Here is a 24207-nt window from a genome sequence, read left to right as displayed (position 1 = left end):
GGCGCGGCCCGAGAACCGCGCCGCCCCTTCGCCGTGGTGCGCGCCGCATGCGGGTCAGGCCGCGATCAACCAGGTCAGCTCGGTCCGCAGGTCGCGCGGGTCCATGTCCGGTGCCGGCTGGGTCACGTACGTCTCCCACCGGAGTTCGCCGCCGGCGAGGCCCTGACCGGCCATCCACGCGCCGAGCCGCTCCCACGACGCGCCCAGCGCGTCGAACGCCCCGTAGTGCACCAGCCGGGCCGCCCGGCCGCCCGGGAGCGACGCGGGGACGACGTCTCCGTCCGCGGTCATCGGATGATCCGTCGGAAACCCGATCTCGAGGTCGAGCGGCTCGATCGGCAGCCCCCGGTACACACAGAACGCCGGGCCCGCGACGGCCACGCCCTGCGCGGCCAACGCCGCGCCCATGGCCTTGAACGACCCGTCGAAGAAGTCCCGCAGCCCCGCGAACGTGACCGTCCCGCGAACGACCGCCGTGGACATCGGCACGAGGGAGACCAGTTCGGGCTCCCCGGGGCCCTGCGCCGGATGCGGCTCGGGTTCGTTGCTGCTCATGCTGCTCCTGTCGTCGGCCTGCTGCGTGCGCGGTCCCGGATCCGCGCTCGCATCCACCATGGGCCAAACACGGCGGCGGTGCAGGTCAACTCGCTTAGTCAGCCCGGAAAGCCGTCCGGAGGGGCGTCCATACAGGGGCGCACCTCGATCGGGGCGTCGGCCGCCGCGCTGATCCGGGCGGCGATGTCGAGGGCGCGGGCCTCGTCCTCGACGTCGACGATCCAGAACCCGGCCAGCGAGCCCTCAGGGTCGGCATAGGCGCCGTCGGTGGCGACCGGGATGCCCTCGTACGGGCGGACGGTCTTCGCCTGCGCGGCCTCGGCGAGGCCCTGCTGGAAGACGAGTTCGCCCGACGCCGCCAGCTCCTGGTCGATCCGCCGCATGAACGCGATCATCTCGGCGATCCACGCGGTCGGCCTCCCCGCGAGGTCGGCCTGCCCGCCGAAGGTCATCAGCATGTACTTCATGCCCCCATCATCACGCCGGTGCCGGCGGGGCGGCGGCAACCTCGCCCCGGACGGACGGCGCGCCCGCCGCGCGGAGGGCTCACTCTCCGCGCGGCGGGCTCTTGCGGCGGCCGCACCCCCATGGACACGGCCGCAGTTCACCGGCGCTCCCCCCAGGGAGCCGGTTCACCGTGCGGAGCTCCCCCACTCCGCACGGCGGTTCATCGGACGGCCGGGCCCGTTCGCCCGCCGCTTCCCGGCGTCAGACGCGCACCGGCTCGTGCAGGCCGGCCGCGGCCAGGATCTCGTCGAGGACCGGCTGGCCCGGGGCCGGGACGACCGGCGCCCCGGCCATGGCGTGCGCCTTCAGGTACGCGTCGGCCAGCCCGTCCTCGCGCAGCACCGGTCCGTGGCACGATGCCGCGACCTTGACCGGCAGGGCCGCGAGTTCGTCGAGGTGTCGGCCGTAGCGGTCGGCGTCGAGCCAGCCGTGCCACGGGTTGCTCATGCTGTTGAACGGCATGAACACCTCGTCCCACAGGCCCGGCGGCAGGTCGCCCTGCTCGTGGATCTCGCCCGGCGTCGGCGCCCCGAACGCGTCCGCGGCCCACATCACGCCTGTCGCGGTGTCGACGAAGCCGCGCGTTGTCGGTGCGTCGAACTGCGGCGGCAGGATCGCCTGGAGCGTGCGGTCGCCGAGGTCGAGGCGCTCCCCCGGGTTGAGCCACCGCATGCGGTGCGGCGGGACGGGGGTGTGCACGGACATGCGCTGCCACGCGCCGAAGTCGGTCACGAGTGTGGCGTTCGGGCACATCTCCAGGGCCGTCGCGAGGTTGCCCATGTGGTCCATGTCCTCGTGGGACAGGAAGATCCACCGCACGTCCTCGGGCTCGACGATGCCGAACACGTCCTCGCGCCACGCGTCGGCGTGGATCAGCGCGCCGGTGTCGACGAGCACGGGCTGCTCGCCGGTGACGACCATCGAGTTCACCGGCACGAACCCTGCCTCGCCCGCCGGCACCAGGCGCGGGACGAGCCACGTCTCGGCGGCGACGCGGTACGGCGTGCAACGGGGTACGTCGGTGGTCATGAGTGCTCCCTCGGCAGGTTCCTGGCGTCTCGTCGGCCGTTCGGGCGTCCGCCCGTCGCTCCGACGTGATGAGCTTCGGGCAGCGGCCTTACCGGACACTTGCCGTGCGGTTGTCGCGACCCGCTTATGAAAAGCCTCGGCACTTACAGCCCACTTGCGGAGGACTTGCGGCCGTGCGGGACGCGTCCCGTACGGCCGCCCACGTCGGCCGTCACCCCCTGGCTCTGCGCGCGGCGTTCGAGCGCGCGATCATGGAGGCGGTCATCCCGTGGGGGCGGGGAAGCGGGCGACGAGGAGAAGGACGAGGTGGGGGGACGGATGTCCCGCGACGACGCGGCGACGTGGACGGCCGTCGGCGACGAGGCCGACACGGGTGGGGCCGTGTCCTCCGGCACGGACGCACGCGGGGACGCCACGGTGCCGGCACGCCGGGAGGCCTCGGTGGCGGCACGCCCCGGCACCGGCGTCGCCGAGGAGGCGGGACCCCCCGCCGCCGACGGTCCGGTCGAACGAGTGGGTCAGACTGCCGGTGCGGACACACTCGCCGGTGCGGGCCTCACGGTGGCCGTGCTCGGCCCGCTGTCGGCCGCCGTCGACGGCCGTGACGTGCCGCTGCCCGGCCGCCGCGAGCGCATGGTCCTCGCGGTGCTGGCCGCCGCCCGCCGCTCCCCGGTGGCCGCGGACCGGCTCATCGACGAGCTGTGGGCGGGCGGTCCCCCGGCCACCGCCGCGGCCGCGCTCCAGGTGTGCGTGTCGCGGCTGCGCTCGACGTTGGAGCCGGGCAGGCGGCCGCGGACCGCGTCGGTCATCGTGACCACGCCGGGCGGCTACGAGTTGCGGCTCCCGCACGACGCCGTGGACGCCGACCGCTTCGCCGACGCTCTGGACGACGCCCGAGCCGCGTTGTCGGCCGGCCATGTCGTGGCCGCCCTTGCCCGCCTGGACGCGGGCCTCGCACTGTGGCGGGGCGCGGCGTACGCGGACCGCGGTGACCTGGTGGGCCCCGGCGAGGAGGCCGGCCGACTGGACGAGCTGCGGCTGCTCGCGTACGAACTGCGCCTGGACGCCATGCTCGCCCTCGGCCGGCACGCCGAGGCCGTACCGGACGCCGAACTGCTGGTACGCGAGCACCCGTTCCGCGAACGGCTGACGGAACTCGCCGCGCTCGCCCTCTACCGCAGCGGCAGGCAGGCGGACGCCCTCGCCGTGCTGGCCCGTACGCGCAAGCGCCTCGCGGACGAACTGGGGGTGGATCCGCGCCCGGCGCTGCGGTCGTTGGAGAGCGACATTCTCGCGCAGGCACCGCGACTGGACGCGGGGGTGCGGGCGACGTACCTGCTGCCGGCCGGGCCGGGCGCCGGGGACGGCCGGGTCGGCATGCCGGAGTCCGTGTCGGCGCCGTCCCCGGCGCTCGCGCCGGTGGCCCCGGGGACGCCCGCGATCACCCCGCACACACCCACCGCGTCCACGCCCGCGAGCCACCTCGCGGCCGCTCGCGTGCGACCGGACGCGGCCGACGCGCGACATGCCGGGCGGACGGCCGCCCTGGCCCCGTCGCCCCCCGTCCCTGGCGCGCCTGCCGTCGCGGCCCCGCCCGCCGAACCGCTCACGGGCGCCCTCCCGCGGCCCGGCTCGGACGCCGACGGCCCCGCCCCCATCATCGGCCGCCGACCCCAGCTCGCGGCACTCGACGTCGCGCTCGCCGACACCCTCGCCGGCCGCGGCGGGCTCGTGGTCGTCAGCGGCGAGCCCGGTATCGGCAAGACCCGCCTGCTGGCCGAGCTCCGCGACCGGGCCCGGCTGCTCGGCGTACGCACACTGTGGGGGCGCTGCCACGAGACCGACGCCGCGCCCGCGTTCTGGGCCTGGCGCGCCATCGTGCGCGACGCGGACGGCGACCCGTCCGGGTCGGACAACGCACCGGGCGGATCCGCCTTCCTCGGCGTCGACGGCGCGCACGCCGCCGACGGCCCCGACACCGGCGAGCTCGGCATGCCGAGCGCCCCCTGGCGCGTGTACGAGGCCGTCACACAGCGGCTCGCACGGCACGCGGCCGCGCACGGACCGGTCGCCGTCGTCCTCGACGACATCCACTGGGCCGACCCGTCGTCGTTGCACCTGCTCGGCTACGCGGCCGAGATGCTCGCGGGCCACCCCGTCCTGCTCGCGGTCACCATGCGCGACAACCATCCCCGCCCCGACACCGCGCTGGACGCCTGCCTGGCGACCCTCGCGCGCAGCCATCCCGTCCGGCTGCACCTGGCCGGCCTGGACCCGGCGGAGATCGGCGAGCTCCTGCGCCAGAGCGTCGGCGCGGACATCGGCTGCGCCATCGCGAACATGATCCACGCCCGCGCCGACGGAAATCCTTTCTACGCCCGGGAGTTGGCTCGGCTTCTCGCGCGCGACACCGGGTTCGACATGACCGGGGCGCGGTCCCCGGAGGTCCCGGAGATCCCCGAGATCCCGGACGGGGTGCGCGACGTCGTCCGCCGCCGCGTCGGGCTGCTTCCCGAGACCGGCCGCACCGTGCTGCGCCTCGCGTCGGTCGCCGGCCGGGGCGTCGACGCGGACCTGCTCGCCGAGGTGTCCGGCGGCGCCCTGGACGACCTGCTCGACGCGTGCGACCTCGCCGCCGCACACGGCCTCCTCGAGGAAACCGGCGCGGGGCACTACCGGTTCACCCACGCGCTGGTGCGCGAGACGCTGTACGACGACCTCGGCGCGGGGCGGCGCGGCCGACTGCACGGCGACATCGGGTCCGTGCTGGAGGGCAGGCTGCCGGAGCGGCCCGAGCTGCTCGACGACGTGGCGTACCACCTCGCGCTCGGCGCGGCCATGCGTCCCGCGCTCGCCGACGCGGCGGTGCGGCACGGCATCGCGGCGGCGCGGCAGGCGGGCCTCCAGTACGCGTACGACGACGCGTGCGCGCGGTGGCAGCGCACGGCCGACCTCGTCGCGGCCCGGCCGGGCCTCGACCCGCGGGTGCGCTTCGACGTGATGCACGGGCTGGGCACGGCCCGTCGGCAAATCGGCGATCTGGCAGGCGCGCAGCGGGCGTTGACCGACGCCGTGCGGCTTGCGCGCGAGCTGGACGACGCCGAACTGCTCGCCGTCGCGGCGGTCGCGAACGGCGGGCCCGAATTGTGGAACTGGCGCGAGTACGGGGCGTACGACACCGAGGTGATCGCGGTCCTGGAGCAGTCCCACGCGGCGCTCCCGGACGGTCCCCTGCGCTGCCGCGTGACCGCGAACCTCGCGGTCGAACTCGTCTACACGTGGGACGCGCGCCGGGCCGACGCGTTGTCGGCGGAGGCGGTCGAGGCGGCCCGGCGGTTGGGCGACCCGGAGACCCTCATGTACGCCCTCGGCTGCCGCTACCTCGCGATCTGGCGCCCCGGGACGGCGCCGGAGCGGCTCGCCGCGGTCGAGGAACTCACCGCCCTCGTCCGGTCCCTGGGCTGCACCGACCTCGAACTGGTGGCCCGGTTCCTCCGCGCGGTGGCGCTGGTCGAGCTGGGGCGGGTCGCCGAGGCGGACGCCCAGGCGGCGGCGTGCGAGGCGCTCGCCGCGCGGCTGAGGCGCAGCAGCACGGCGATCCAGCTGACGTGGTGGCAGTGCATGCGGATGCTCATGGACGGACGCGGCGAGGACGTCCTGGCGCTGCTTCCCGACGCCGTCCGCACGCACCGCGCGACGACGCTCGTGGGGCACTCCGAGTGCGAGGGCGCGGCGCTCGCGCAGGCCGCGGAACTGACCGGACGCCTGCACGAGGTGCTGCCGAGGCTCGTCGAACTGGTGGACGGGTCGCCGTACCCGGTGTTCCACGCCGTGGTCGCGCGGGCGGCGCTGGTCGCGGGGCGTCCGGAACTCGCGGCCCGGCTGCTGCCGCCCGCCCCGCCCGCCGACTTCGCGGGCAGCTGGCAGTCGCTGGCCACGGACTGCCTGCGCGCCGAAGTCCTGGCCGGGTTGGGGCGGTTGGCGGAGATGGCGCAGGCTGAGGAGCGGATCCGCCCGTACGCCGACACGATCGCGATGTACGGCAGCATCGGGTGCTTCGGATCCGCCCACTACTACCTGGGCGTCTGTGCCGAGGCCCGCGGCGACACCGCGGCGGCGGCGGAGGCCTTCACCCGCGCGGCCGACGCCCACCGCGCGGCGGGTGTGCGGTCCTGGCTGTCCCGCAGCGAGACCCGGCTCGCGGCCCTCGGGAAACCCGGGGGCTGACGGCGGATTCACCCGGTTGCCGCGCCTGGCCCCCGGATGGGGGACGGTGTCGCGGCCATCCGGAGGGGCGGGTTCCGGGACGATGCGCTGAGATCCGGATCTCCGACACCCGCGAGGTACCCGCCCATGACTGTTGAGGCCGGCACGGCGCGCTACGCCACCGCCGCGCGTCGCATCCCTCCCCGCCCCAAAGCGCCCGGCAACACCGTCGTCAGGTGGATGACCACCACCGACCACAAGACCATCGGCAGCCTGTATCTGATCACGTCGTTCGTCTTCTTCGTGTTCGGCGGCATCATGGCGCTGGTCATGCGCGCGGAGCTCGCCCGCCCGGGCATGCAGTTCCTGACCAACGAGCAGTTCAACCAGCTGTTCACGATGCACGGCACGGTCATGCTGCTGATGTTCGCGACGCCGCTGTTCGCCGGTTTCACGAACTGGATCATGCCGTTGCAGATCGGGGCGCCGGACGTCGCGTTCCCACGGCTCAACATGCTGGCGTACTGGCTCTACCTGTTCGGCTCGACCATCGCCGTGGCGGGGTTCCTGACCCCGCAGGGCGCGGCCGACTTCGGCTGGTTCGCGTACGCGCCGCTCAACGACGCGGTGCGATCCCCCGGCATCGGTGCCGACATGTGGATCATGGGCCTGGCGTTCTCCGGCTTCGGCACCATCCTCGGTGCGGTCAACTTCATCACGACGATCATCGCGATGCGGGCGCCCGGCCTGACGATGTTCCGGATGCCGATCTTCTGCTGGAACATCCTGCTGACGTCGCTGCTCGTCCTGTTCGCGTTCCCGGTGCTGGCCGCCGCGCTGCTGTGCCTCGAGGCCGACCGCAAGTTCGGCGCGCACATCTTCGACGCGGCCAACGGCGGCGCGCTCCTATGGCAGCACCTCTTCTGGTTCTTCGGCCATCCCGAGGTGTACATCATCGCGCTGCCGTTCTTCGGCATCGTCTCGGAAGTCATCCCCGTCTTCTCCCGCAAGCCGATGTTCGGCTACAAGGGCCTGATCGGCGCCACGATCGCCATCGCGGGTCTGTCGGTGGCGGTGTGGGCGCACCACATGTTCGCCACGGGCTCCGTCATGCTGCCGTTCTTCTCGTTGATGACGTTCCTGATCGCGGTGCCCACCGGAGTGAAGTTCTTCAACTGGATCGGCACCATGTGGCGCGGGTCCCTGAGCTTCGAGACGCCGATGCTGTGGACGGTCGGGTTCCTGGTGACGTTCGTGTTCGGCGGTCTGACCGGCGTCATCCTCGCCTCGCCGCCGCTCGACTTCCACGTGTCCGACTCGTACTTCGTCGTCGCCCACTTCCACTACGTGGTGTTCGGCACGGTCGTGTTCGCGATGTTCGCCGGCTTCCACTTCTGGTGGCCGAAGTTCACCGGCAAGATGCTCGACGAGCGGCTCGGGAAGATCTGCTTCTGGACGCTCTTCGTCGGTTTCCACACGACGTTCCTGGTGCAGCACTGGCTCGGTGCGGAGGGCATGCCCCGCCGCTACGCCGACTACCTCGCCTCGGACGGCTTCACCTCGCTGAACATGGTGTCGACGATCGGCTCGTTCCTGCTGGGGCTGTCGGTCCTCCCGTTCCTGTACAACGTGTGGAAGACGCAGATGTACGGCAAGAAGGTCACGGTCGACGACCCGTGGGGCTACGGCCGTTCGCTCGAGTGGGCGACCTCCTGCCCGCCGCCGCGGCACAACTTCACCTCGATGCCGCGCATCACCTCCGAGTCCCCCGCGTTCGACCTGCACCACCCCGAGATCTCGGCGCTCGAGGTGACCTACGGCAGGGAGTACGACACGCTCGCCACCCGCACCGAGTCCGAGGGCGACGACCGCGCGTGACCCCCGACGACGACGTCCAGGCGGGACTCGCCCGCCTGGACGGCTACCTGTACTGGCAGCACCAGCTGGCGGAGGGCCGGGCGTACGCCGAGGCCGCCGCCGACCACCTCCCGTGGATGACCACGGCCCAGCGTGAGGACCTCGTCCGCGTCCTCAGCGCCGCGCACACCGAGATGGCCCGCGGCACCGTGCGGCAACTCGCCACCCGTGCGCAGGAACTGCGCGCCGAATACGAGCAGCGCTACCGCGGCCTGCGGCGGCGCATGGCCGTGACGGTGGTCACCGCCACCGCACTCGCGGCCGCCCTCGCGGGCCTCACCACACCGTGGCTCATCGGCCTGGTGCTGGTCTCCCGCTGACGCGGGGCGGCCCCGCGGCGGCCGACGGCGCCGACGCGCCGCCTACAGCAGGACGTACGCCGGCAGCAGCGCCACGACGGCTCCGAGGGGCAGCAGCCACACCGTGAACGGGGCGGGCGTGTGCCGGTCCTGTTCCGTGGGGCGCACCAGTCGTGGTCAGGGCGGTTCGGGTCACGGCGGTTCGGGTCGCGTCGGCTCCGCCGGGAACGGTGAGTGCGACGGCCGCGCCCGCCACCGGCATGCCGTACAGCACCGCCTCGGACATGCGCTCCGAGGCGCCCGGTCCCGGCAGGTCGCAGACGAACAGCGGGGTGTGGCCGAAGTGGTCGTCCGCCGGGTAGACGACCGTCCGGCCGGGGCGCGGCTCGCGGGCGAGGACCAGACGCGCGGGCGACGTGCCGGTGAGCAGGCGTGCCGCACGCCGCGGCGTGACGAGCGTGCCGGCCAGGACGACGAACCCGGCCCCGGCGGCCGACAGGCCCGCCCAGGCCAGGGGTGAGAGGTCTGTCAGGTCGGCGGCGTAGGAGTAGCCGCGGTAGTAGAGCGCACCGTCCCTTTCGGACTCCTCCCCGGGGCGGGGCGGTGGCTTCCCGGACCCGTCTTCGACGGCCACCATCAATACGTGGTGCCCCTCTTCTCCTTGGGGATCAGCAGGCTTTCGTACGCCACCACGGGCGCGTCGGATCGGTCCGGCTTCACGCCCGCACCGAACGCCGCGCACAGCACCGCGACCGCGACCACCACCGCGGAAGCGCCCGCCGTACGCACGAGCCGCCGCCGGTCCCGCAGGGCCGACGACGGGACCGCGGCCTGATCGAGCCCGTCGGCGGCCAGCACCTCGGCCTGTCTGCGCGCCGCGACCAGCCGTGCGACCGACGCCGCGAGCCCCCACGCCAGGCCGGCCGCCAGGAGACCCCAGCGCCACGCGGCGTCGTCCGTCACCGGATCCGCGTACGCGGCGGCGACCGCGACGGCTGGCACACACAGCACCGCCAGCACCGCCAGCCTGACCAGGGACACGACGTACACCACGACGAGCCCAAAGGTCACCGGCAAGGCCGCGCCCGGGGCACAGGTGCCTCCGGACGGGCACCCCTCCGGCTCCGCCGTGAAGAGCACGGTGAGCGCGGCCGCGACCATGGCCGCGACAGGCCACCCCGCCCGCAGGAACCACGGCACGTGGACGGCCGCCCAGACCTCGGCATCGGCGGTCGTCCACGGCCGCACACCGGCCGGCTTGTCCCCTTCGGACAGGACTGTGTGATCAAGCACCGGCGCAGTATCGCGGACCGCCCCGACACGGCAGGCGCGTTGTCCGGAGCGCGCGACCACCGTACGAACGTCGGGGATCACCCGGGTTGTTGCGCGTGTCCTGCCCCTCCCGCCTGCGGTCAGCCGGGCCCGCCGAGCGCGGCGGCGGAGAAGGCTCCCTACCGCCACCGCGCTCGGGCCTGTCACGCCGCGGCGTGGACCCGTGTGCCGGACTCGACGACCCGGCCGGCGTCGAGGGCCAGGCGGGTGCCGGAGAAGCGGCTGCGCATGCGGCGGTCGTGGGTGACGATCACGACCGCGCCCGGGTAGTCGGCCAAGGCCGCCTCCAGTTCCTCCACCAGGGCCGGGGCCAGGTGGTTCGTGGGTTCGTCGAGGAGCAGCAGGTCGACCGGGTCGGCGACCAGCCGGGCGAGTTCGATGCGGCGGCGCTGCCCGTAGGACAGCGTCCCGACCGTGCGGTGCAGGTCTGCGGGGGCGAACAGGCCGAGCGAGAGCAGGTGCTCGGCGTGCCCGTCCAGGTCGCCCGGTCGGCCCTGTGCGAAGGCCTCGACCACCGTCGTCCCGGGCGGCCACGGGGTTTCCTCCTGCCGCAGGTGGCCGACCCGCCCGTGGATGTGCACCGTCCCCTCGTCGGGCGGGAGTTCGCCCGCTATGACGCGCATGAGCGTGGTCTTGCCGGCGCCGTTGGGGCCGGTGACGAGCAGTCGTTCGCCCGCCCCGACGGCCAGTGACGGCATGTGCAGACGGGTGCCGACGCGGACGCCGTCGAGCGTGACCGGGCTCTTCCCGCCTCCCGACTCCGGCCGCCCGAGAGCCCTTTCGCCGCCCTCGGTCGTGATCCGCGCGGCGAACACCAACGGCTCGGGCGGCGGCGCGACCGGGTCGCCGGTCAGCCGCGCCACCCGCTCCTTCGCGTTGCGGATGCGCCCCATCGCCCCGTGGCCGCGCCCGCGGGCCCGGAACGCGCCGTGCCCGAACACCGCGAGCGGGACCTTCGTCGGTATCGCCGCCATGCGCGCGACGTTGGACTCGACCAGCTGTCGGTTGCGCGACAGTTCGGCCTTCCAGTCCTCGTACTCGCGCAGCCTGCGCCGACGCTCGGCGGCCTTGGCGGCGAGGTAGCCGTCGTAGCCGTCGCCGTAGCGGGTGACCCGGCCCTCCGCGACCTCCAGGATCGTGGTCGCTACGCGCTCGAGGAACACCCGGTCGTGGGTGACCGCGAGCACCGTGCCGCGGTGCGCGCGCAGGTGGCCCTCGAGCCAGGCGACGGCCTGGTCGTCGAGGTCGTTCGTCGGCTCGTCCAGCAGCAGGAGCTCGGGCCGGGACGCGAGGGTCGCGGCCAGCGCGAGCCGGGAGCGCTCGCCGCCGGACAGCGCGCCGAGCGGCCGCCCGCGGTCCAGGCCGGGCAGGCCGAGGCCGTGCAGCGCGACGTCGACGCGGGCGTCGGCGTCGTAGCCGCCGCGGGCCTCGTACCGCGCGACCAGAGCGCCGTACTCCTCCAGCGCCGCCGCCAGTTCGCCGTCGTGCAGGCCGCGCAGCCCTGCCTCGGCCTCGCGCATGCCGGCCTCGAGGCCGCGCAGGTCGGCGAGTGCGAGGTCGACGGCGTCCTGGACGGTCGCGGTCGGCGGCAGTTCGAGGGTCTGGGCGAGGTAGCCCACGCCGCCCGGCGCGACCACGGTGACCTCGCCGCCGTCGGGCCGGTCCACGCCGGCGACGAGGCGGAGCAGTGTGGACTTGCCCGCGCCGTTGTCTCCTATGATCCCGGCCTTCTCCCCCGGCCTGACGGTGATCGACACCGCGTCCAGGACGACGTGGTCGTCGTAGGAGCGCGAGACGTCGTGCAGGGACAGTTGTGAACGGAACATGGATGCATCCCCCTGTTCTCGGCAGAGCCGGTGGTGTCGGTCGTGGTGGAGGCTCCGCGGTGTGCGCGGCGGGGTTCGGCGGCGGGCTGGACCGGTCAGGCTGACTCTCCTTCGACGTCGACTTCGAATCTCCGAGACGAGACGGTCCGTCTCGTCGACGTGCTCGAGTATGCAGCGCCAGGTCGGCCGAGTCAAGACGGACCGTCTCGTCTCACCAACTGCTACCGTGGCCTCGTGACGCCGACCTCAGCCCCAGCCCCGAACGCCGCCCGCCGCCGCGAGTCGTCCCGCCGCGCGATCCTCACCGCGGCCTTCGAGCTCGCCGGCGAACTCGGGTACGCGAAGCTGAGCATCGAGGCGATCGCCGCGCGCGCGGGCGTGGGCAAGCAGACGATCTACCGCTGGTGGCCGACCAAGGGCGCCGTGCTGATCGACGCGTTCCTCCTGCTCAGTGAGACCGAGGCGGGCGACACCGAACTTCCGGACACCGGCGACCTCGAAGCCGACCTCAAGGCCGTCCTGCACGCGACGGTCACCGAGCTCAACGACCCGCGTATCGCCGAACCGATGCGCGCGCTCACGGTGGAGGTGGCGACCGACCCCGCCCTGGCCGCGACGTACGCCGAACGCCTCGACGAGCCGGTCCGCGAGCTCAAGCGGCATCGCCTGCGCGCCGCCCAGGAGGCCGGGCAACTCGTCGACGACGTCGACCTCGACACCGCGATCGACGTCATCTGGGGCCCGGTGCTCAACCGCTGGCTGTTGCGCACCGGCCCGCTGACCCACGCGTACGCCGACTCGGTCGTCGAGACGGCGCTCCATAGCCTCCGCCCCGCCTGACCACCGGGCGGCGGGCCCGACACGTCGGGCCAGGCGGCCTCAGCGCCCGGCCGGCTCGCTGAAGATCCGCAGTTCCACGATGCCGCTGACGTTCCGCGCCCCGCACACGTCCCCGGGCACCACGAGCTGCGGCCCCTCGTCGTCGAGCGCGAGCCCGTCGCGCGTGACGCCGAGCAGCACCGGCCCGTTCCCGAACTCCGGGTCGATCTCCGCCCAGGAGAGCACGACGAGGTGACCGTCCGCGCCGCGCAGCGAGATGAGGAACCGCAGCCGGTCCTTGCGCTCGTTCGGGACGAACGCCGGGCCGGCGAGGGCCGCCACGTCCAGGAGCAGCGGCCCGCTGAAGGCGTGCCGCCGTACGCCGCTCTTGCGGCAGGTGAACGTGACGGCGCGCTCCTGCTGCGGCAGCGACCGCAGGTCGTCCATCGCGACGACGCGCGGGGAACGGACTTCGCCCCCGAGGCGCATCACACCGCCCGCGGCAAGTCCCGCCGCTCCGGTCCGCTCCATCGCCACGCCAACCCCCCCGCCGCCCCGCGAACGCCGCTCCGTGTCCGGAAGGTCCACGGTAGATCAGCATTCCGCAAAAGCAATACAGAAGGGTCTCTTGACATCGCAGAAGCGAGATGGATCGGGGGGAGACTCTTGATACTGCGCCCGCGGACGCCACCCCCTACGCGGCGCCGAGCGACACCTCCGTCGACTTGACCAGCGCCGTCACCTCGACCCCCGCCGCCAGCCCCAGGTCCTCGACCGCGTCCTTCGTGATCGCCGCCGTCAGCTCCCCGCCCGCCACCGCGACCTTGACGGACGCCATGGCGCCGCCCGCGTTGACGTCGGTGACCGTGCCGGGCAGCCGGTTGCGGATGGACAGCCCGTCGACGGACCCGGTCGCCAGCGCGACCTCGGTCGACTTCACCAGCACCCGAACGGGCGAACCGGACGCGAGGGCGAGCTCCTTGGCCGCTTCCAGGGTGATCGCGGCGGTGACCTCCTGCCCGCCGACGAGGCGGACCTTGACGGTCGCCATGGCCTCGCCCGGGCTGACGGAACTGACGGTGCCCGCGATCTGGTTGCGGATGCTCAGGCTCATCGGGAGGCCTCACTGAGGGGTGCGGTCGACGGGTCGCCGGGGTGCACACCGGGCGGCCCGCGGCATTCCGCATGCTATGCCCGTTGATCCGTTTCAGGGCGATTCATCCCACCCCGTGTCGCTCAGGCGCCGGCCGCGCCCGGCCACGCGTCGTCGTGTCGCCCGGTTTTGGCGGATCAGCCAAAGCGCGACGGCATCGCACCCTCGCATTTGCGGGTTCCTGATGATTGATCAACACGCACTTGCCCGTGTCTCCTTGGAGGGCCCTCGATAACAGGAGACAGCTGATGAAGGTCGCGGACCTCCTCGCCGTCGACGCGTTGGACCTGGCCGCCGTGTGGGCCGACGACGACCAACTGGACCGACGCATCAACGGCATCACCGCCACCGACCTCGAGGACCCGGCGCGCTTCCTCCGTGCGGGTGAAGCCGTCCTGACGGGCCTGGTGTGGTGGAGCCCGAGGGGCGATCCGGCCACCGCCGACCGGTTCGCCGCCTCGCTGGAATCCGCGGGCGCGGCCTGCCTGTTGGCAGGCGAGGAGACCCACGGCGCCGTCCCGGAGCCGGTGGTGGCCGCGTGCCGCCGCCGCGACATCCCGGTGCTCGCCGTTCCGGCGCACATCTCGTTCCGGTCCATCACCGACACCGTGTACCTGCGGTTGTGGGGCGACATCACCGGACATGCCGAGGACGGGCACACGCCGGCCACGCCCGTACGCGAACACCTGCGCGACCTGGCCGCGAACGGTGCGTCCCCGCAGCAGCTCATGGACGCGGCCTTCGCCGACCTCGGGCCGGCGGCGTGCCGGCTCGTCACCGCGACCGGGCGCACACTCGCCCGGACACCGGCCGCGCCCGATCTGCCCGCCGCCGAACTGGCCGCGAGGCGCGCGGAGCCGTCCCACACCGTGCGGATAGACGGCGAAGCGGGGCCGTACGACGCGTGGTTCCTGCACACCGGCGACCCGGCAGACAGGTGCTCGGCCGGTGCCCCGCGGCGGCTCGTCCAGGACCTGGCGGACGCGCTGGCGCAGGGCCGGCACGCCGCGGCGACGGATCGCTCGACGGCGCGCGGCGCGGCGGCCGAACTCGTCGGCATCCTGCGGTCGAACGGCCGGGGAGAGCGGTGGGTGGGGGCGGCGTTGCGGAACTGCGGGCTGCCGGCGGCCGGGCCGTACCGGGTCGTCGCCCTGGCCGTCGAGCCGGGTGAAGCCTCACCGGCATCGAACAACCTTTCCTCGAAGGAACGTTCGTCACCGGCGGCCGCCGCGCTCGAGGAGCTGCTGGCCCACTCCCCCGGCCGCCCGTACGCCGTCGCGGCGACCGGCCCCGACGAGGCCGTCGCTGTGGTCGTGGTCGGCGACGGCGCCGACCTCGGGCTTCGCCGGCTGCTGCCGCTCCTCCGGCACTGCGACCCGGACGCCGGCGTGCGCGTCGGCATCAGCGCGACCGCCATGACCGCCGAACACCTGTCCGACGCACTGCAGCAGGCCCGGTACAGCCTGGACGCCGCGCGCTCCTCGGCGCCGTCCGCCGCCGACGACGTCGTGACGACGGATGACCTGACCACGGTCGCCGCACTGGTCTCGGGCATCCCGGCCGCCGCCCGCGCCGCGTTCGCCGCCCACGTGCTCGGCCCGCTCGTCGCACGCCCGACGACGACCCACACCGCCCTACTCTCCACGCTGGCCCTGTTCCTCGCCAACAACGGCTCGTGGATCCGCACCGCCGAGGACCTCGACCTGCACGTCAACACCGTCCGCTACCGCATCGCCCGCATCGAGCACCTGATCGGGCGCGACCTGGGCAGCCTGGACGACCGGCTGGACGTGCGCGTGGCGCTGCTCTGCCCCCGCTGACGGCACCGTCGAAGGTCGTCGCCTAGTGTTCGCACGTGCCGCGCTTCGAACTCGTCACCCGCATCAACGCCTCGGCCGAACGTGTTTTCGACGCCTCGCTCGAGGTCGAGGTCCACACCGACTCCATGGCCGGTTCCGACGAGCAGGCCGTCGGCGGGGTCACGGAGGGGCGGCTGGCCCTCGGCGACACGGTGACCTGGCGCGCCCGGCACTTCGGCGTGTGGTGGCGGATGACGTCCGAGATCACGTCGTACGACCGCCCGTACGCCTTCGTCGACGAACAGGTCCGCGGCCCGTTCGCCCACTGGCGGCACGAACACCGGTTCGAGACCGACGGTGCGGGGACGGTGATGACGGATGTGATCGACTACAAGGCACCGCTCGGCCCGCTGGGCGCCATCGCGGAGCGGGCCGTGCTGCACCGCTACATGGTCAGGCTCATCCGAGACCGCAACGAGCACATCAAGACCACACTGGAAACCTGACCCCTGGGAGGAGCCGCTGTGATCCGCTGGGTATACGCGTTCATCGACCGGCCGCGCGCCGACTTCGACCAGGGCCGGGTGTTCTGGTCGACCGTGACCGAGACATCGTTTTCCGAACTACGCGGAGACCAGGGCGAGTTCGTCACGCTCCTGCCCAAGGACGGCGACCCGTGCCTCAAGGTGCAGGCGGTCGACGGGGCCGGCGGCATCCACCTCGACCTCGCCTGCGAGGACGTCGAGGCCGAGCAGGCCCGCGCGGAGGCCATCGGCGCGACCGTGGAGACCCCGCACGACGGCTGGACGGTGATGCGCTCGCCCGCCGGGCTCCTGTTCTGCCTCGTCCCCTGGTACGGCGAGGCCACCCGCCCCGACGTCGTGACCGCGCCCGACGGCTCGGTCAGCCGCGCCGACCAGGTCTGCGTCGACGTAGCACCGGACCTGCACGACACCGAAGCCGACTTCTGGGCCGCCCTGACCGGCTGGGACCGGACCGCGGCCGCCCTGCCGGAGTTCGCCCGCATCGCGCCCCCACCGGACCTGCCGATCCGCCTCCTCGTCCAACGCCTGGGCGAGCCCCGCCCGACCTCCGCCCACCTCGACGTGGCCTGCGCGGACGTCGCCTCCACCCGCGCCCTCCACGAAACCCTCGGCGCCACCGTCGTGAGCTCGGGCCCCTGGTGGACCACCATGCACGACCCGGCCGGCGGAACCTACTGCCTGACGGGCCGCGACCCGCGCACCGGAACGATCCCCCGCTGACCGACCCGGACGGGTACGACGACGGGCGCTGCGGCCACTAGAGGAACCCCAGCGGGACGCTCCTGTCGACGCAGAACCGCAGGACACGCGCGAGGCCGCGGGCGTCCTCGACATGGTGCGCCACGAGCGGGTCGGCCTCCTTCGCCCATGCGTCGGCGACGACCTCGAGCCGGGCGAGAACGGCGGCGCACTGGGCCGGCGACAGGTCGGCCCCGCCGACGTCGGGATGGTCGAGGAGGGGCTCCAGCGCCGTCGCCACCTCGTTCCAGGGTCGGTCGCCGCCGAACCCGTACATCGCGTCGAGGTCGAAACCCTCGGCGTGGGCCAGCCGTCGACGGAACTCGTCAAAGCCGCGGTAGGACCACGAGACGTCCGGGCTGCCGGTGTCGCCGTCGGCGGGGTAGAGAACCAGTCCCATGTCTCCCCCTCTGTGTCGGAGTCAGGATCGACGAGAGGCACAGCAGCGGCAACCGAATAGCTCAGACCGGCGAACGGCCATGGTGGCAAGGGAGCCGCGGGTTTCGGGTATGGCGCAGCGGGAACCCGGACCGGACTCGTGTTCCACCGGATCAAGGACGTCGCATGGAGAACTACGCCGGCACCGCCACCATCCTCGCGGGCGGCACGTCGTACCCCTGCACGGCCGAGCTGGTCGCGGCCGAGTTCGGCGCCGGCGGGACCGCCGAGTGGGGCGGGCGGCTCTCCGTCGAGGACCCGGACACGGCGTGGGCGGTCACGGACGCCGCGGACCCGCACGTGCGGCTCGACGGCGGCGAGGGCCCCTTCACGGTCGCCGAGGTCGAGGGCGACACGGTGCTGCGGATCGTGGGCGCGGGACCGGTTCCCTGGCGTACGTAGCGGCCTGACGGAACGGGATCCGAGCGCAGGTCAGCCGCCCCGCGGTCGTCCGCCGGCCGGCCGCTCGCGGGCCGGCCTCGTTTCGCGGTCAGCCCTTCCCGGCGCCGTATGCGACGAGGCTTCCCTGGGCCGGGTCGTACGTCCACAGCTGGGTCCGCCCGCCGCTGCCCGCCGGTTTGCCGGGGCCGTAGACCGTCGGGCCGTTGCCGCCGGGGACGGTGAAGGCGCCGAGCGCGAAGCCCGCGTCCTGGAACGTCGCGTAGTCGAGGCCGCGGCCGGCCTTGGTCGCGATCGCGGTGAAGAGGGACAGGTCGGCGCACGCGCCCTGGATCGAGGAAGGCGACGGTGCGCCGGCGTCGGGGTCGCCTCCGGGGTGGGCCTGGGCGTTCTTGGCGTGGAGGGCCTGGGTGACGGAGTCGGCGCACTCCTTGTAGGTCGCCTCGTCCCAGTCGACGGACCCGCCCGCGATCACCGCGTTGTCGAACACCGAGGCGTCGCTGTGGTTCGCGTCGTACGCGCCGATCTGCCAGTCGAGGTACATCATCCGGGGCCGCCACCCGGTCGCCGCGATCGCCTCGGTCAAGACCGTGACGGCCGAGCCGACCGGGATGACGACGTCGGCGCCGGACGCGCGCAGCCGCTGCGCGACGATGCCGGACTGCGCGTCGACGGCGGCGGTGTCGAACGACGCCGGGTCCATGACCGCCGTCGCCACGGGGTGCACCCCGGCCCGTTCCAGCGCGGGCACCACGACGTCGTCGCGTATCTGCTGGTCGACGGCGGCGCTGACGACGGCCACCTTGTGCCCGGCCAGCAGACCCGCCGCGGCCAGTGCCTCTACCGCGGCGGCGGCCTCGTCGCCGCCGCGCGAGGTGCTGAACCACGGCGCGTGGGCGCGGGCGTACATTTTCTCGGTGAGCGGGCCGCCGATCACGGCGGTGCGGTGTGTCTCCACGTAGCACATGGTCTGTTCGAAGACGAAGAACCCGATCGCGGCGAAGACCTTCTGATCCTCCGTCAGTCGTACGCAGGCCTCTTGCGCCGGAGCGGTGCCGACGGGGTTGTTGGCGACGAAGACGGGGACGATGCGACGTCCGTTGACGCCGCCGCGCGCGTTGATGCGGTCGATGAGCGCGCGGTACATGCCCTCGAAGTCCTCGTCGCCCATCTGCACGAAGGCGCTGATGGCCGCGGCGTCGGGGTACAGCACGCCGATCTTGATCTCGGTGTCGGTGACGCCGGGCGCGGTCTTCGGCATCGGCGGCGCGGACTGCGGTCCCGGGCGCCCGGCCTGCGGCGGCGGGGTGGCGACGCAGCCGCTGACGGCGAGGCTCAGCGCGAGGGCGGTCGCGGCGATCAACCTGGTTGTGCGCATGGTGCGTTCGTCCCCTTGGTGGTGGTGCGGTCGGGTCACTCGCGCGGTCAGTGCGCGGCGGTCGCCGGTGCCCGGCTGCGTTCGATGGCACGCCGGTCGGTGCCGAGGTAGCCGGCGATCACCGCGGGGTCGTCGCGTACGGCGTCGGGTGTGCCGTGGGCGATGACACGGCCCGCTTGCAGGCAGTAGACGCGGTCGCTGATCGCCATGATGAGCGGCATGTCGTGCTCGATCACCAGGAGCGCGGCGCCGAGTTCGCGGCGGACCTCGTGGATGAGCGGTGCGAACGCCTCGGTTTCGCGTTGTGCGAGGCCGGCGGTCGGCTCGTCCAGGCACACCACGCGGGCGTCGAGGGCGAGGACGCCGCCGAGTTCGACGACGCGCCGGGTGCCGGTGGACAGTTCGGCGATCGGCGTGTCCGCGTACCGGCCGAGGCCGAGCAGGCCGACGAGGTCGTCGGCGGCCGCGCGGCGGGCGCGTTCGGCGCGGAAGGTGTGCGGCAGGTGCAGCGCGGTGGCCGCGAGCGGGGTGCGGCCGCGGGACTCGAGGGCGAGCCGCAGCGTCTCGCGGACCGTCAACTCGGGGAAGAGCCTTGCGGCTTGGAACGTGCGGCCGAGACCGAGGGCGGCCCGGTGGTGGGGTCGCAGCCGCGACACGTCGGTGCCGAGGACGGTGACCGTGCCGTCGGCGGGGACGTAGCCGCCGATCGCGTCCATCAGCGTGGACTTTCCGGCGCCGTTGGGGCCGATCAGCCCGACGACCTCGCCCTGGTGGACCTGGATGCCGACGCCGTCGACGGCGGTGAGGCCGCCGAAGGCCACGCGCACGTCGCGGGTCTCCAGGACCGGGCCGTCGGGGCGCAGGGCCAGGCGTCGCGCCCGGGGGACGGCGCGCAGTCCGGGCCGCGGGGAGTCGTCAGCCGCGGGCCCGGGGACGGCCTCGGCGTGCGGGTCCGGTGCGAACCGCCGGATCAGTGCCGCGCGCAGTGCGTACGCCGGCTGCACGAGCCCGCCCGGGGCGTAGAGCAGCAGCATGAGCAGCCCGATCCCGGAGACCAGCAGCGGCGCGAGGGCGTTGCCGGGGAACAGCGCGGGGACGCCGACCACCCAGGCGGCACCGAGCACCGGCCCGGCGACCGAGCCCTGTCCGCCGATGACCGCGATCGCCACCAGGGTCAGCGAGTCGTTCGCGAGGAAGTACCTTTCGCCCCACGGGATCGACTGCAGGGCCGCGCCCAGCAGTGCGCCGCCGATTCCGGCGATGCCTCCGGAGAGGGCGAACAGGCCGACGCGGATGCGCCCGGCCGCGACGGTGTAGGCGGCGGCGCCGTCCTCGTTGTCGCGTACCGCGATCGCCGCGCGCCCGATGCCCGAGGCGCGCAGCCGTGCCACGACCGCGAGCACGACGACGAGCACCGCCAACACCAGGTAGTAGTAGGCACGTTGGCCGGACACGTCGATGCCGAAGACGGTCGTGCGCGGGAACGGCACCGCCGCGCCGAAGTCGCCGGAGAAGAACCGCTTGCGGTACAGGAACTGCTCGCAGGCGATGGCGAACGCGAAGGTGCCGACGGCGAGCATCAGTCCGCGCACCCGCAACGCCCCGAGGCCGACGACGGCGGCCAGCACGGCCGTTCCGCACGCCGCGACGAGGACGGCGACCGGGAAGACCATGCCCTGGACGGTCACCCAGCCCAGCGGTCCGAGGTCGAGGATCACCCCCCGGTTGAGCGTGGCCGCGCCGAGCGCGCCGAGGCCTGCGAACGCCATCTGCCCCAACGAGACCTGGCCGGTCCACCCGGTCACCATCGTCAGCGACGCCGCGCACAGCGCGAGTGCCAGGCCGGTGGTGAACAGCATTTGCCGGGAGGCGAGTCCGGTTGTCAGCGGCAGCGCCAGCCCGACGGCGAGCAGCGCGGCCATGCCGAACCGGTCGATGTTCCGCAGCCACCAGGGTGCGCCTGGCGGGACGGGGCGCTTGGCGGTGCGGTACGCGAACACCGCGGGCTCGTCGGCACGTCCGTTCTTGCCGCGGCGCCCGATCACCGCGATGCCGACGAGCACCCCGAGCATCAGGACGAGGTCGAACAGCCCGGTCTGGTCGAGGAAGCGGTACTTGACGCAGGCCTCGGCGACGCCGATGCCCGTCCCGGCCACGAGTGCGCCGCGGAACGACGTCATGCGGGCGAGCACCGCGGCCGCGAGCGCGCGCACCAGCGTGCCGGGCCCGAGCTGGGTGAGGTCGTGCACGCTGCCGTGCCGGCCGCTGATGAGGATCAGCGAAATGGTCGACAGCAGGCCTGCCGCACCCCATACGGCGGTGGACACCAGCTTGGGGCTGATGCCGGAAAGCCGGGCCAGGTCGGGGTTGTTCGCCACGGCGCGCACCGCGCCGCCGACCGCGGTCCGGTCGAGCACCCAGGCCAGCAGCGCCGCCGTCACCGGGACGACGACCAGCACGGACAGCTGCGGGCCGGTGACGCGCAGGCCGTCCCACGGCTGCCAGGTCCCCGACCACGGCACGGGATACCGCGCGCCACGTTCGTCGAGGTGCGGGTAGGCGACGGCCACGAGGAGCGCGATCTGCGCGATACCGATGGTGGCGACCATGACCACGACCCGCGGCGCAGTGAACAGGCGGCGGATGACGGCGAGTTCCATGACCACGCCGAACAGCGTCCCGGCCGCGAGGGCGACCGGAAGCGCCAGCGGCCACGGCACGTGGTACCGCACGGCGAGCAGCGCGAACAACCCCGAGCCCACGAGGCCGCCGTTGCCGACCGCGAAGTTCACCACGCGCGTGGACCGGTGGACGAGCACGACGCCCATCGCGAGCAGTCCGAAGACCATGCCGTTGACGAGGCCGTCGAAGAGGACCTGGGTGGTGATCACCGGCCCGCTCCCTCGGTTGCCCCGACTCCCCCGACGCCCCCGACGGTTCCGACTGCGGCGCCGAGGAAGACGGCCTTGGCGAGGTCGTCGCGGGCGGCCAGCTCGGCGGCCGGCCCGCTGAAGCGCACGCGCCCCTTGTCCAGGAAGACCGCGCGGTCGGCGACGGACAGCGCCAGGTCGAGGGACTGCTCGACGATGACGACGCCGACCCCGTCGTCGCGCAACTCCTCCAGGACACCGAGGAGTTCCTGGACGGTCACCGGTGCCAGGCCGAGCGACAGTTCGTCGACGAGCAGCACCTCCGGGTCGTGGACGAGCACCATGGCCAGGGCCAGGAGCTGCTGCCGGCCGCCGGACAGCGCGTCCGCCCGAGTGTCCTGACGGTCCGCCAGATCCGGGAACCGGGCGAGGGCGCGGGCGATGCGCCGCTCGCGGTCGGCGGGGTCGCGGCGGTAGGCGAACGCGGCGGCTTCCAGGTTGCGGCGGACCGTCAGTTCGGGGAACACCCCCTTGCCGCCCGGCAGGAGGCGCACCCCGAGGCGGCCTCGGCGTTCGGGCGTGGTGAAGGTGATGTCGCGGCCGTCCATCCGGACCACGCCGCGGGTGGGTGTCACGAGCCCGGCGAGGGCGCGCAGCGCGGTGGACTTGCCCGCGCCGTTGGTGCCCAGCAGGGCCAGGATCTCGCCGCGCCGCACCTCCAGCGAGACGCCGAAGAGGATGCGGACCGGCCCGTACGAGACGTCGGCCTCGGACAGGTGCAGCGCCGGGACGTCTCCGGGCGCCTCGGCGAGGCGCCTGTTCTCCGCCTCCTCCTCACGCAACTCGGCGACCACGAGTGCGAGATCGTCGCGGATGCTCGCCGAACTGCGCAGCATCATCGCGCCGCCGACCACGGTCGCCGGGACGCAGATCAGCAGCGTCGCGACGCGCGGCCCGTACTGGTCGGCCAGCAGCGCGGACAGCAGCGCGCCGCCGGTCGCACCGACGAAGAAGATGTGCACGGAGGCCATGGCCGCGCCCATGCCGCGCAGTTTGTACGGCACGACGGACTGCAGCGCCGGTGTGAGCATCGTGAGCGCCGTGGACATCGCCACCGCGCCGGGTGTCAGGGCGAGGGTGAACAGCGCCAGATTGGGCATCGCGTACTGCACGGGCATCAGCAGCCCGGCGGGCATCACCAGGTAGCCGACGACCGCGAGGGCGCGCGCCGGGTCGCGGCGGTAGAGGCGGTCGAACCGCCGGCCGACGAGCGGCAGGACGACCAGTGCGGCGGCGCCCGCCGCGGCGGAGGCGAGGCCGCGTTCGAAGGCGCTTGCGCCGTAGCGCTGTTCCACGAACAGGTTGGCCAGCACCGGGACGGTGAAGAGGCCGAACCCGAGCGCCGAGCAGGCGGCGATCATCCCCTTGAGGGTGGCGATGCGGTTGAGGCGCGCGAACGCCGCTTCCACGGACACCGGCTCGGCGGACGAGGCATCGGGCGATGCCGTGGCGGACTCCCCCAGCACGGCGGCGCGTTCGTGCCGGCCGCGCTCCGGCTCGGGCAGCCGCAGGGCCGCCAGGCCGGCGATCGCGGACGGCAGCCCGAGCAGCAGGAACGCCCAGCGCCAGCCCTCGTCGCCGCCCGCCCAGCCCGCGATGCCGCCGACCGCGAGCGGGCTGAGCATGCCCGCCGCGCGAGCGGCAGTGCCGTGCGCGGCCCCGAGGCGGCCGCGCACCCCGACCGGGTAGGTGTCCGCGAGGAGTGAGGCGCCGACCGGGAGGTTCGCGGACTTCGCGACGCCGACGCCGAGGCGGGCCAGGAAGAACTGGAAGATGTTCCCGGCCAGTCCGCACAGCGCGACGAGCACGCCGAAGGCCACCCCCGCGCAGCCCGCGATGCGGCCGCGCGGATAGCGGTCGGCGAGCCAGCCCATCGGGAGCGTCCCGAGCACGATGAACGCGCCCGCGGCGGAACTGATCACCACGATGGCCCCGTTGCCGACGCCGAAGCTGTCGCGCAGCTCGGGGGCGAGCACGCCCAGTGCGGCGCTTTCGAGTTCGTCGAACGCGACGAGCGCCATCAGGACGAGGAAGGCCGCGGACCCGGATGCCGACAGGCCGTCCCGGAGTCGGAGCTCGGGCGCGCCGACGCCGGGGGCGGACGGGTCGCCGCCGGGTGCCGACGGCGTGTCGCCGCGCGGCGTCCGTCCTGCCGCTCGCCCGTCGTCGGCTTCGATCAGGCCGTGTGCGAGACGGGCGACCGTCTCGTCCCCCACGGCGTGATGCTGCGTCATGCAGGCCCCCGTCGCCCGTTGTCCGCGTATTCGTGCAGGTATGCGTGTGGGAATCGATCGAACTCCGGGGAGCGTAGACGCAAATGCCGAACTCGACTAGCTT

General features: G+C 73.6%; 20 protein-coding genes. 8 read left to right on the top strand and 12 right to left on the bottom strand.

Translation table 11 applies throughout. The annotated features are described in order from the left end of the window. Positions 1-54 precede the first annotated feature (54 nt). The 3 genes from QI554_RS00570 to QI554_RS00560 form a co-directional block, all read right to left on the bottom strand. The gene (locus tag QI554_RS00570; RefSeq protein ID WP_281464544.1) at positions 55-555 is read right to left on the bottom strand and encodes a GyrI-like domain-containing protein; all 501 of its coding nucleotides are present in this window, start codon (positions 553-555) and stop codon (positions 55-57) included. Positions 556-653: 98 nt separating this feature from the next. Continuing rightward, positions 654-1022 (bottom strand): YciI family protein, encoded by a 369-nt coding sequence (locus QI554_RS00565; RefSeq protein ID WP_281464542.1) that lies wholly within the window; start codon positions 1020-1022, stop codon positions 654-656. A gap of 241 nt (positions 1023-1263) precedes the next feature. Then, on the bottom strand, positions 1264-2091 hold the full coding sequence (locus tag QI554_RS00560) for an oxygen-binding di-iron domain-containing protein (protein ID WP_281464540.1): 828 nt from the start codon (positions 2089-2091) through the stop codon (positions 1264-1266). A gap of 318 nt (positions 2092-2409) precedes the next feature. Here QI554_RS00560 and QI554_RS00555 point away from each other — a divergent pair, with 318 nt between their 5' ends. From QI554_RS00555 to QI554_RS00545, 3 genes are all read left to right on the top strand, one after another. Further along, positions 2410-6318 (top strand): ATP-binding protein, encoded by a 3909-nt coding sequence (locus QI554_RS00555; RefSeq protein ID WP_281464538.1) that lies wholly within the window; start codon positions 2410-2412, stop codon positions 6316-6318. 126 nt (positions 6319-6444) lie between these two features. Then, positions 6445-8175: an aa3-type cytochrome oxidase subunit I gene (gene ctaD / locus QI554_RS00550; RefSeq protein ID WP_281464536.1), complete on the top strand. Its 1731-nt coding sequence runs from the start codon at positions 6445-6447 to the stop codon at positions 8173-8175. Then, positions 8172-8534 carry a hypothetical protein gene (locus tag QI554_RS00545; protein WP_281464534.1) on the top strand — a complete coding sequence of 121 codons (363 nt, stop codon included), beginning with the start codon at positions 8172-8174 and terminating at the stop codon, positions 8532-8534. Before ctaD ends, QI554_RS00545 begins: the two co-directional genes overlap by 4 nt. Here the strand turns inward: QI554_RS00545 and QI554_RS00540 are convergent. The 3 genes from QI554_RS00540 to QI554_RS00530 all read right to left on the bottom strand — a co-directional run bounded on the left by QI554_RS00540 (position 8506) and on the right by QI554_RS00530 (position 11671). Then, positions 8506-9150, bottom strand: coding sequence for a hypothetical protein (locus QI554_RS00540; protein ID WP_281464532.1), 645 nt, complete (start codon positions 9148-9150; stop codon positions 8506-8508). The genes QI554_RS00545 and QI554_RS00540 overlap by 29 nt on opposite strands. After that, positions 9150-9806 carry a hypothetical protein gene (locus QI554_RS00535; protein WP_281464530.1) on the bottom strand — a complete coding sequence of 219 codons (657 nt, stop codon included), beginning with the start codon at positions 9804-9806 and terminating at the stop codon, positions 9150-9152. Before QI554_RS00535 ends, QI554_RS00540 begins: the two co-directional genes overlap by 1 nt. A gap of 182 nt (positions 9807-9988) precedes the next feature. After that, positions 9989-11671 (bottom strand): TlrC/CarA/OleB/SrmB family ABC-F type ribosomal protection protein, encoded by a 1683-nt coding sequence (locus QI554_RS00530; protein ID WP_281464528.1) that lies wholly within the window; start codon positions 11669-11671, stop codon positions 9989-9991. Between the two features lie 234 nt (positions 11672-11905). Here QI554_RS00530 and QI554_RS00525 point away from each other — a divergent pair, with 234 nt between their 5' ends. Next, the gene (locus QI554_RS00525; protein ID WP_281464526.1) at positions 11906-12511 is read left to right on the top strand and encodes a TetR/AcrR family transcriptional regulator; all 606 of its coding nucleotides are present in this window, start codon (positions 11906-11908) and stop codon (positions 12509-12511) included. A gap of 39 nt (positions 12512-12550) precedes the next feature. Here QI554_RS00525 and QI554_RS00520 read toward each other — a convergent pair whose 3' ends face one another. Both QI554_RS00520 and QI554_RS00515 read right to left on the bottom strand, forming a co-directional pair. Next, positions 12551-13021 (bottom strand): hypothetical protein, encoded by a 471-nt coding sequence (locus tag QI554_RS00520; RefSeq protein ID WP_281465157.1) that lies wholly within the window; start codon positions 13019-13021, stop codon positions 12551-12553. A gap of 163 nt (positions 13022-13184) precedes the next feature. After that, a complete protein-coding gene (locus QI554_RS00515) occupies positions 13185-13604 on the bottom strand; it encodes a TOBE domain-containing protein (protein ID WP_281464524.1) in 420 nt (139 codons plus the stop codon). 287 nt (positions 13605-13891) lie between these two features. On the opposite strand from QI554_RS00515, the gene QI554_RS00510 reads away from it, so the two are divergent. The 3 genes from QI554_RS00510 to QI554_RS00500 are packed head-to-tail and all read left to right on the top strand — an operon-like array spanning position 13892 to position 16707. Further along, positions 13892-15463: a PucR family transcriptional regulator gene (locus QI554_RS00510; protein WP_281464522.1), complete on the top strand. Its 1572-nt coding sequence runs from the start codon at positions 13892-13894 to the stop codon at positions 15461-15463. Positions 15464-15498: 35 nt separating this feature from the next. Next, complete coding sequence (locus QI554_RS00505) at positions 15499-15948, top strand: SRPBCC family protein (RefSeq protein ID WP_281464520.1); 450 nt, start codon at positions 15499-15501, stop codon at positions 15946-15948. An 18-nt stretch (positions 15949-15966) separates the two neighbouring features. Beyond that, entirely contained in the window at positions 15967-16707 is a 741-nt protein-coding gene (locus QI554_RS00500; protein WP_281464517.1) for a VOC family protein, read from the top strand. Between the two features lie 37 nt (positions 16708-16744). Here QI554_RS00500 and QI554_RS00495 read toward each other — a convergent pair whose 3' ends face one another. Continuing rightward, positions 16745-17125, bottom strand: coding sequence for a hypothetical protein (locus QI554_RS00495; RefSeq protein ID WP_281464515.1), 381 nt, complete (start codon positions 17123-17125; stop codon positions 16745-16747). A gap of 164 nt (positions 17126-17289) precedes the next feature. Between QI554_RS00495 and QI554_RS00490 the strand changes: the two genes are divergently transcribed. Next, positions 17290-17565 (top strand): DUF4873 domain-containing protein, encoded by a 276-nt coding sequence (locus QI554_RS00490; protein WP_281464513.1) that lies wholly within the window; start codon positions 17290-17292, stop codon positions 17563-17565. Between the two features lie 88 nt (positions 17566-17653). On the opposite strand, the gene QI554_RS00485 is transcribed toward QI554_RS00490, so the two are convergent. From QI554_RS00485 to QI554_RS00475, 3 genes are read right to left on the bottom strand one after another with little or no spacing between them, the layout of a single operon-like run. Further along, positions 17654-18940, bottom strand: coding sequence for a type 1 periplasmic-binding domain-containing protein (locus QI554_RS00485; protein WP_281464511.1), 1287 nt, complete (start codon positions 18938-18940; stop codon positions 17654-17656). Positions 18941-18987: 47 nt separating this feature from the next. Continuing rightward, positions 18988-21831 (bottom strand): branched-chain amino acid ABC transporter permease/ATP-binding protein, encoded by a 2844-nt coding sequence (locus tag QI554_RS00480; protein ID WP_281464509.1) that lies wholly within the window; start codon positions 21829-21831, stop codon positions 18988-18990. Then, complete coding sequence (locus tag QI554_RS00475) at positions 21828-24104, bottom strand: ATP-binding protein (RefSeq protein WP_281464507.1); 2277 nt, start codon at positions 24102-24104, stop codon at positions 21828-21830. Before QI554_RS00475 ends, QI554_RS00480 begins: the two co-directional genes overlap by 4 nt. Positions 24105-24207 lie beyond the last annotated feature (103 nt).

It is taken from the genome of Yinghuangia seranimata (assembly GCF_029953285.1).
GTDB lineage: Bacteria > Actinomycetota > Actinomycetes > Streptomycetales > Streptomycetaceae > Yinghuangia > Yinghuangia seranimata.
The sequence above is the reverse complement of the archived record's forward strand: the minus strand, read 5'-3'. Positions and strand labels throughout refer to the sequence as shown.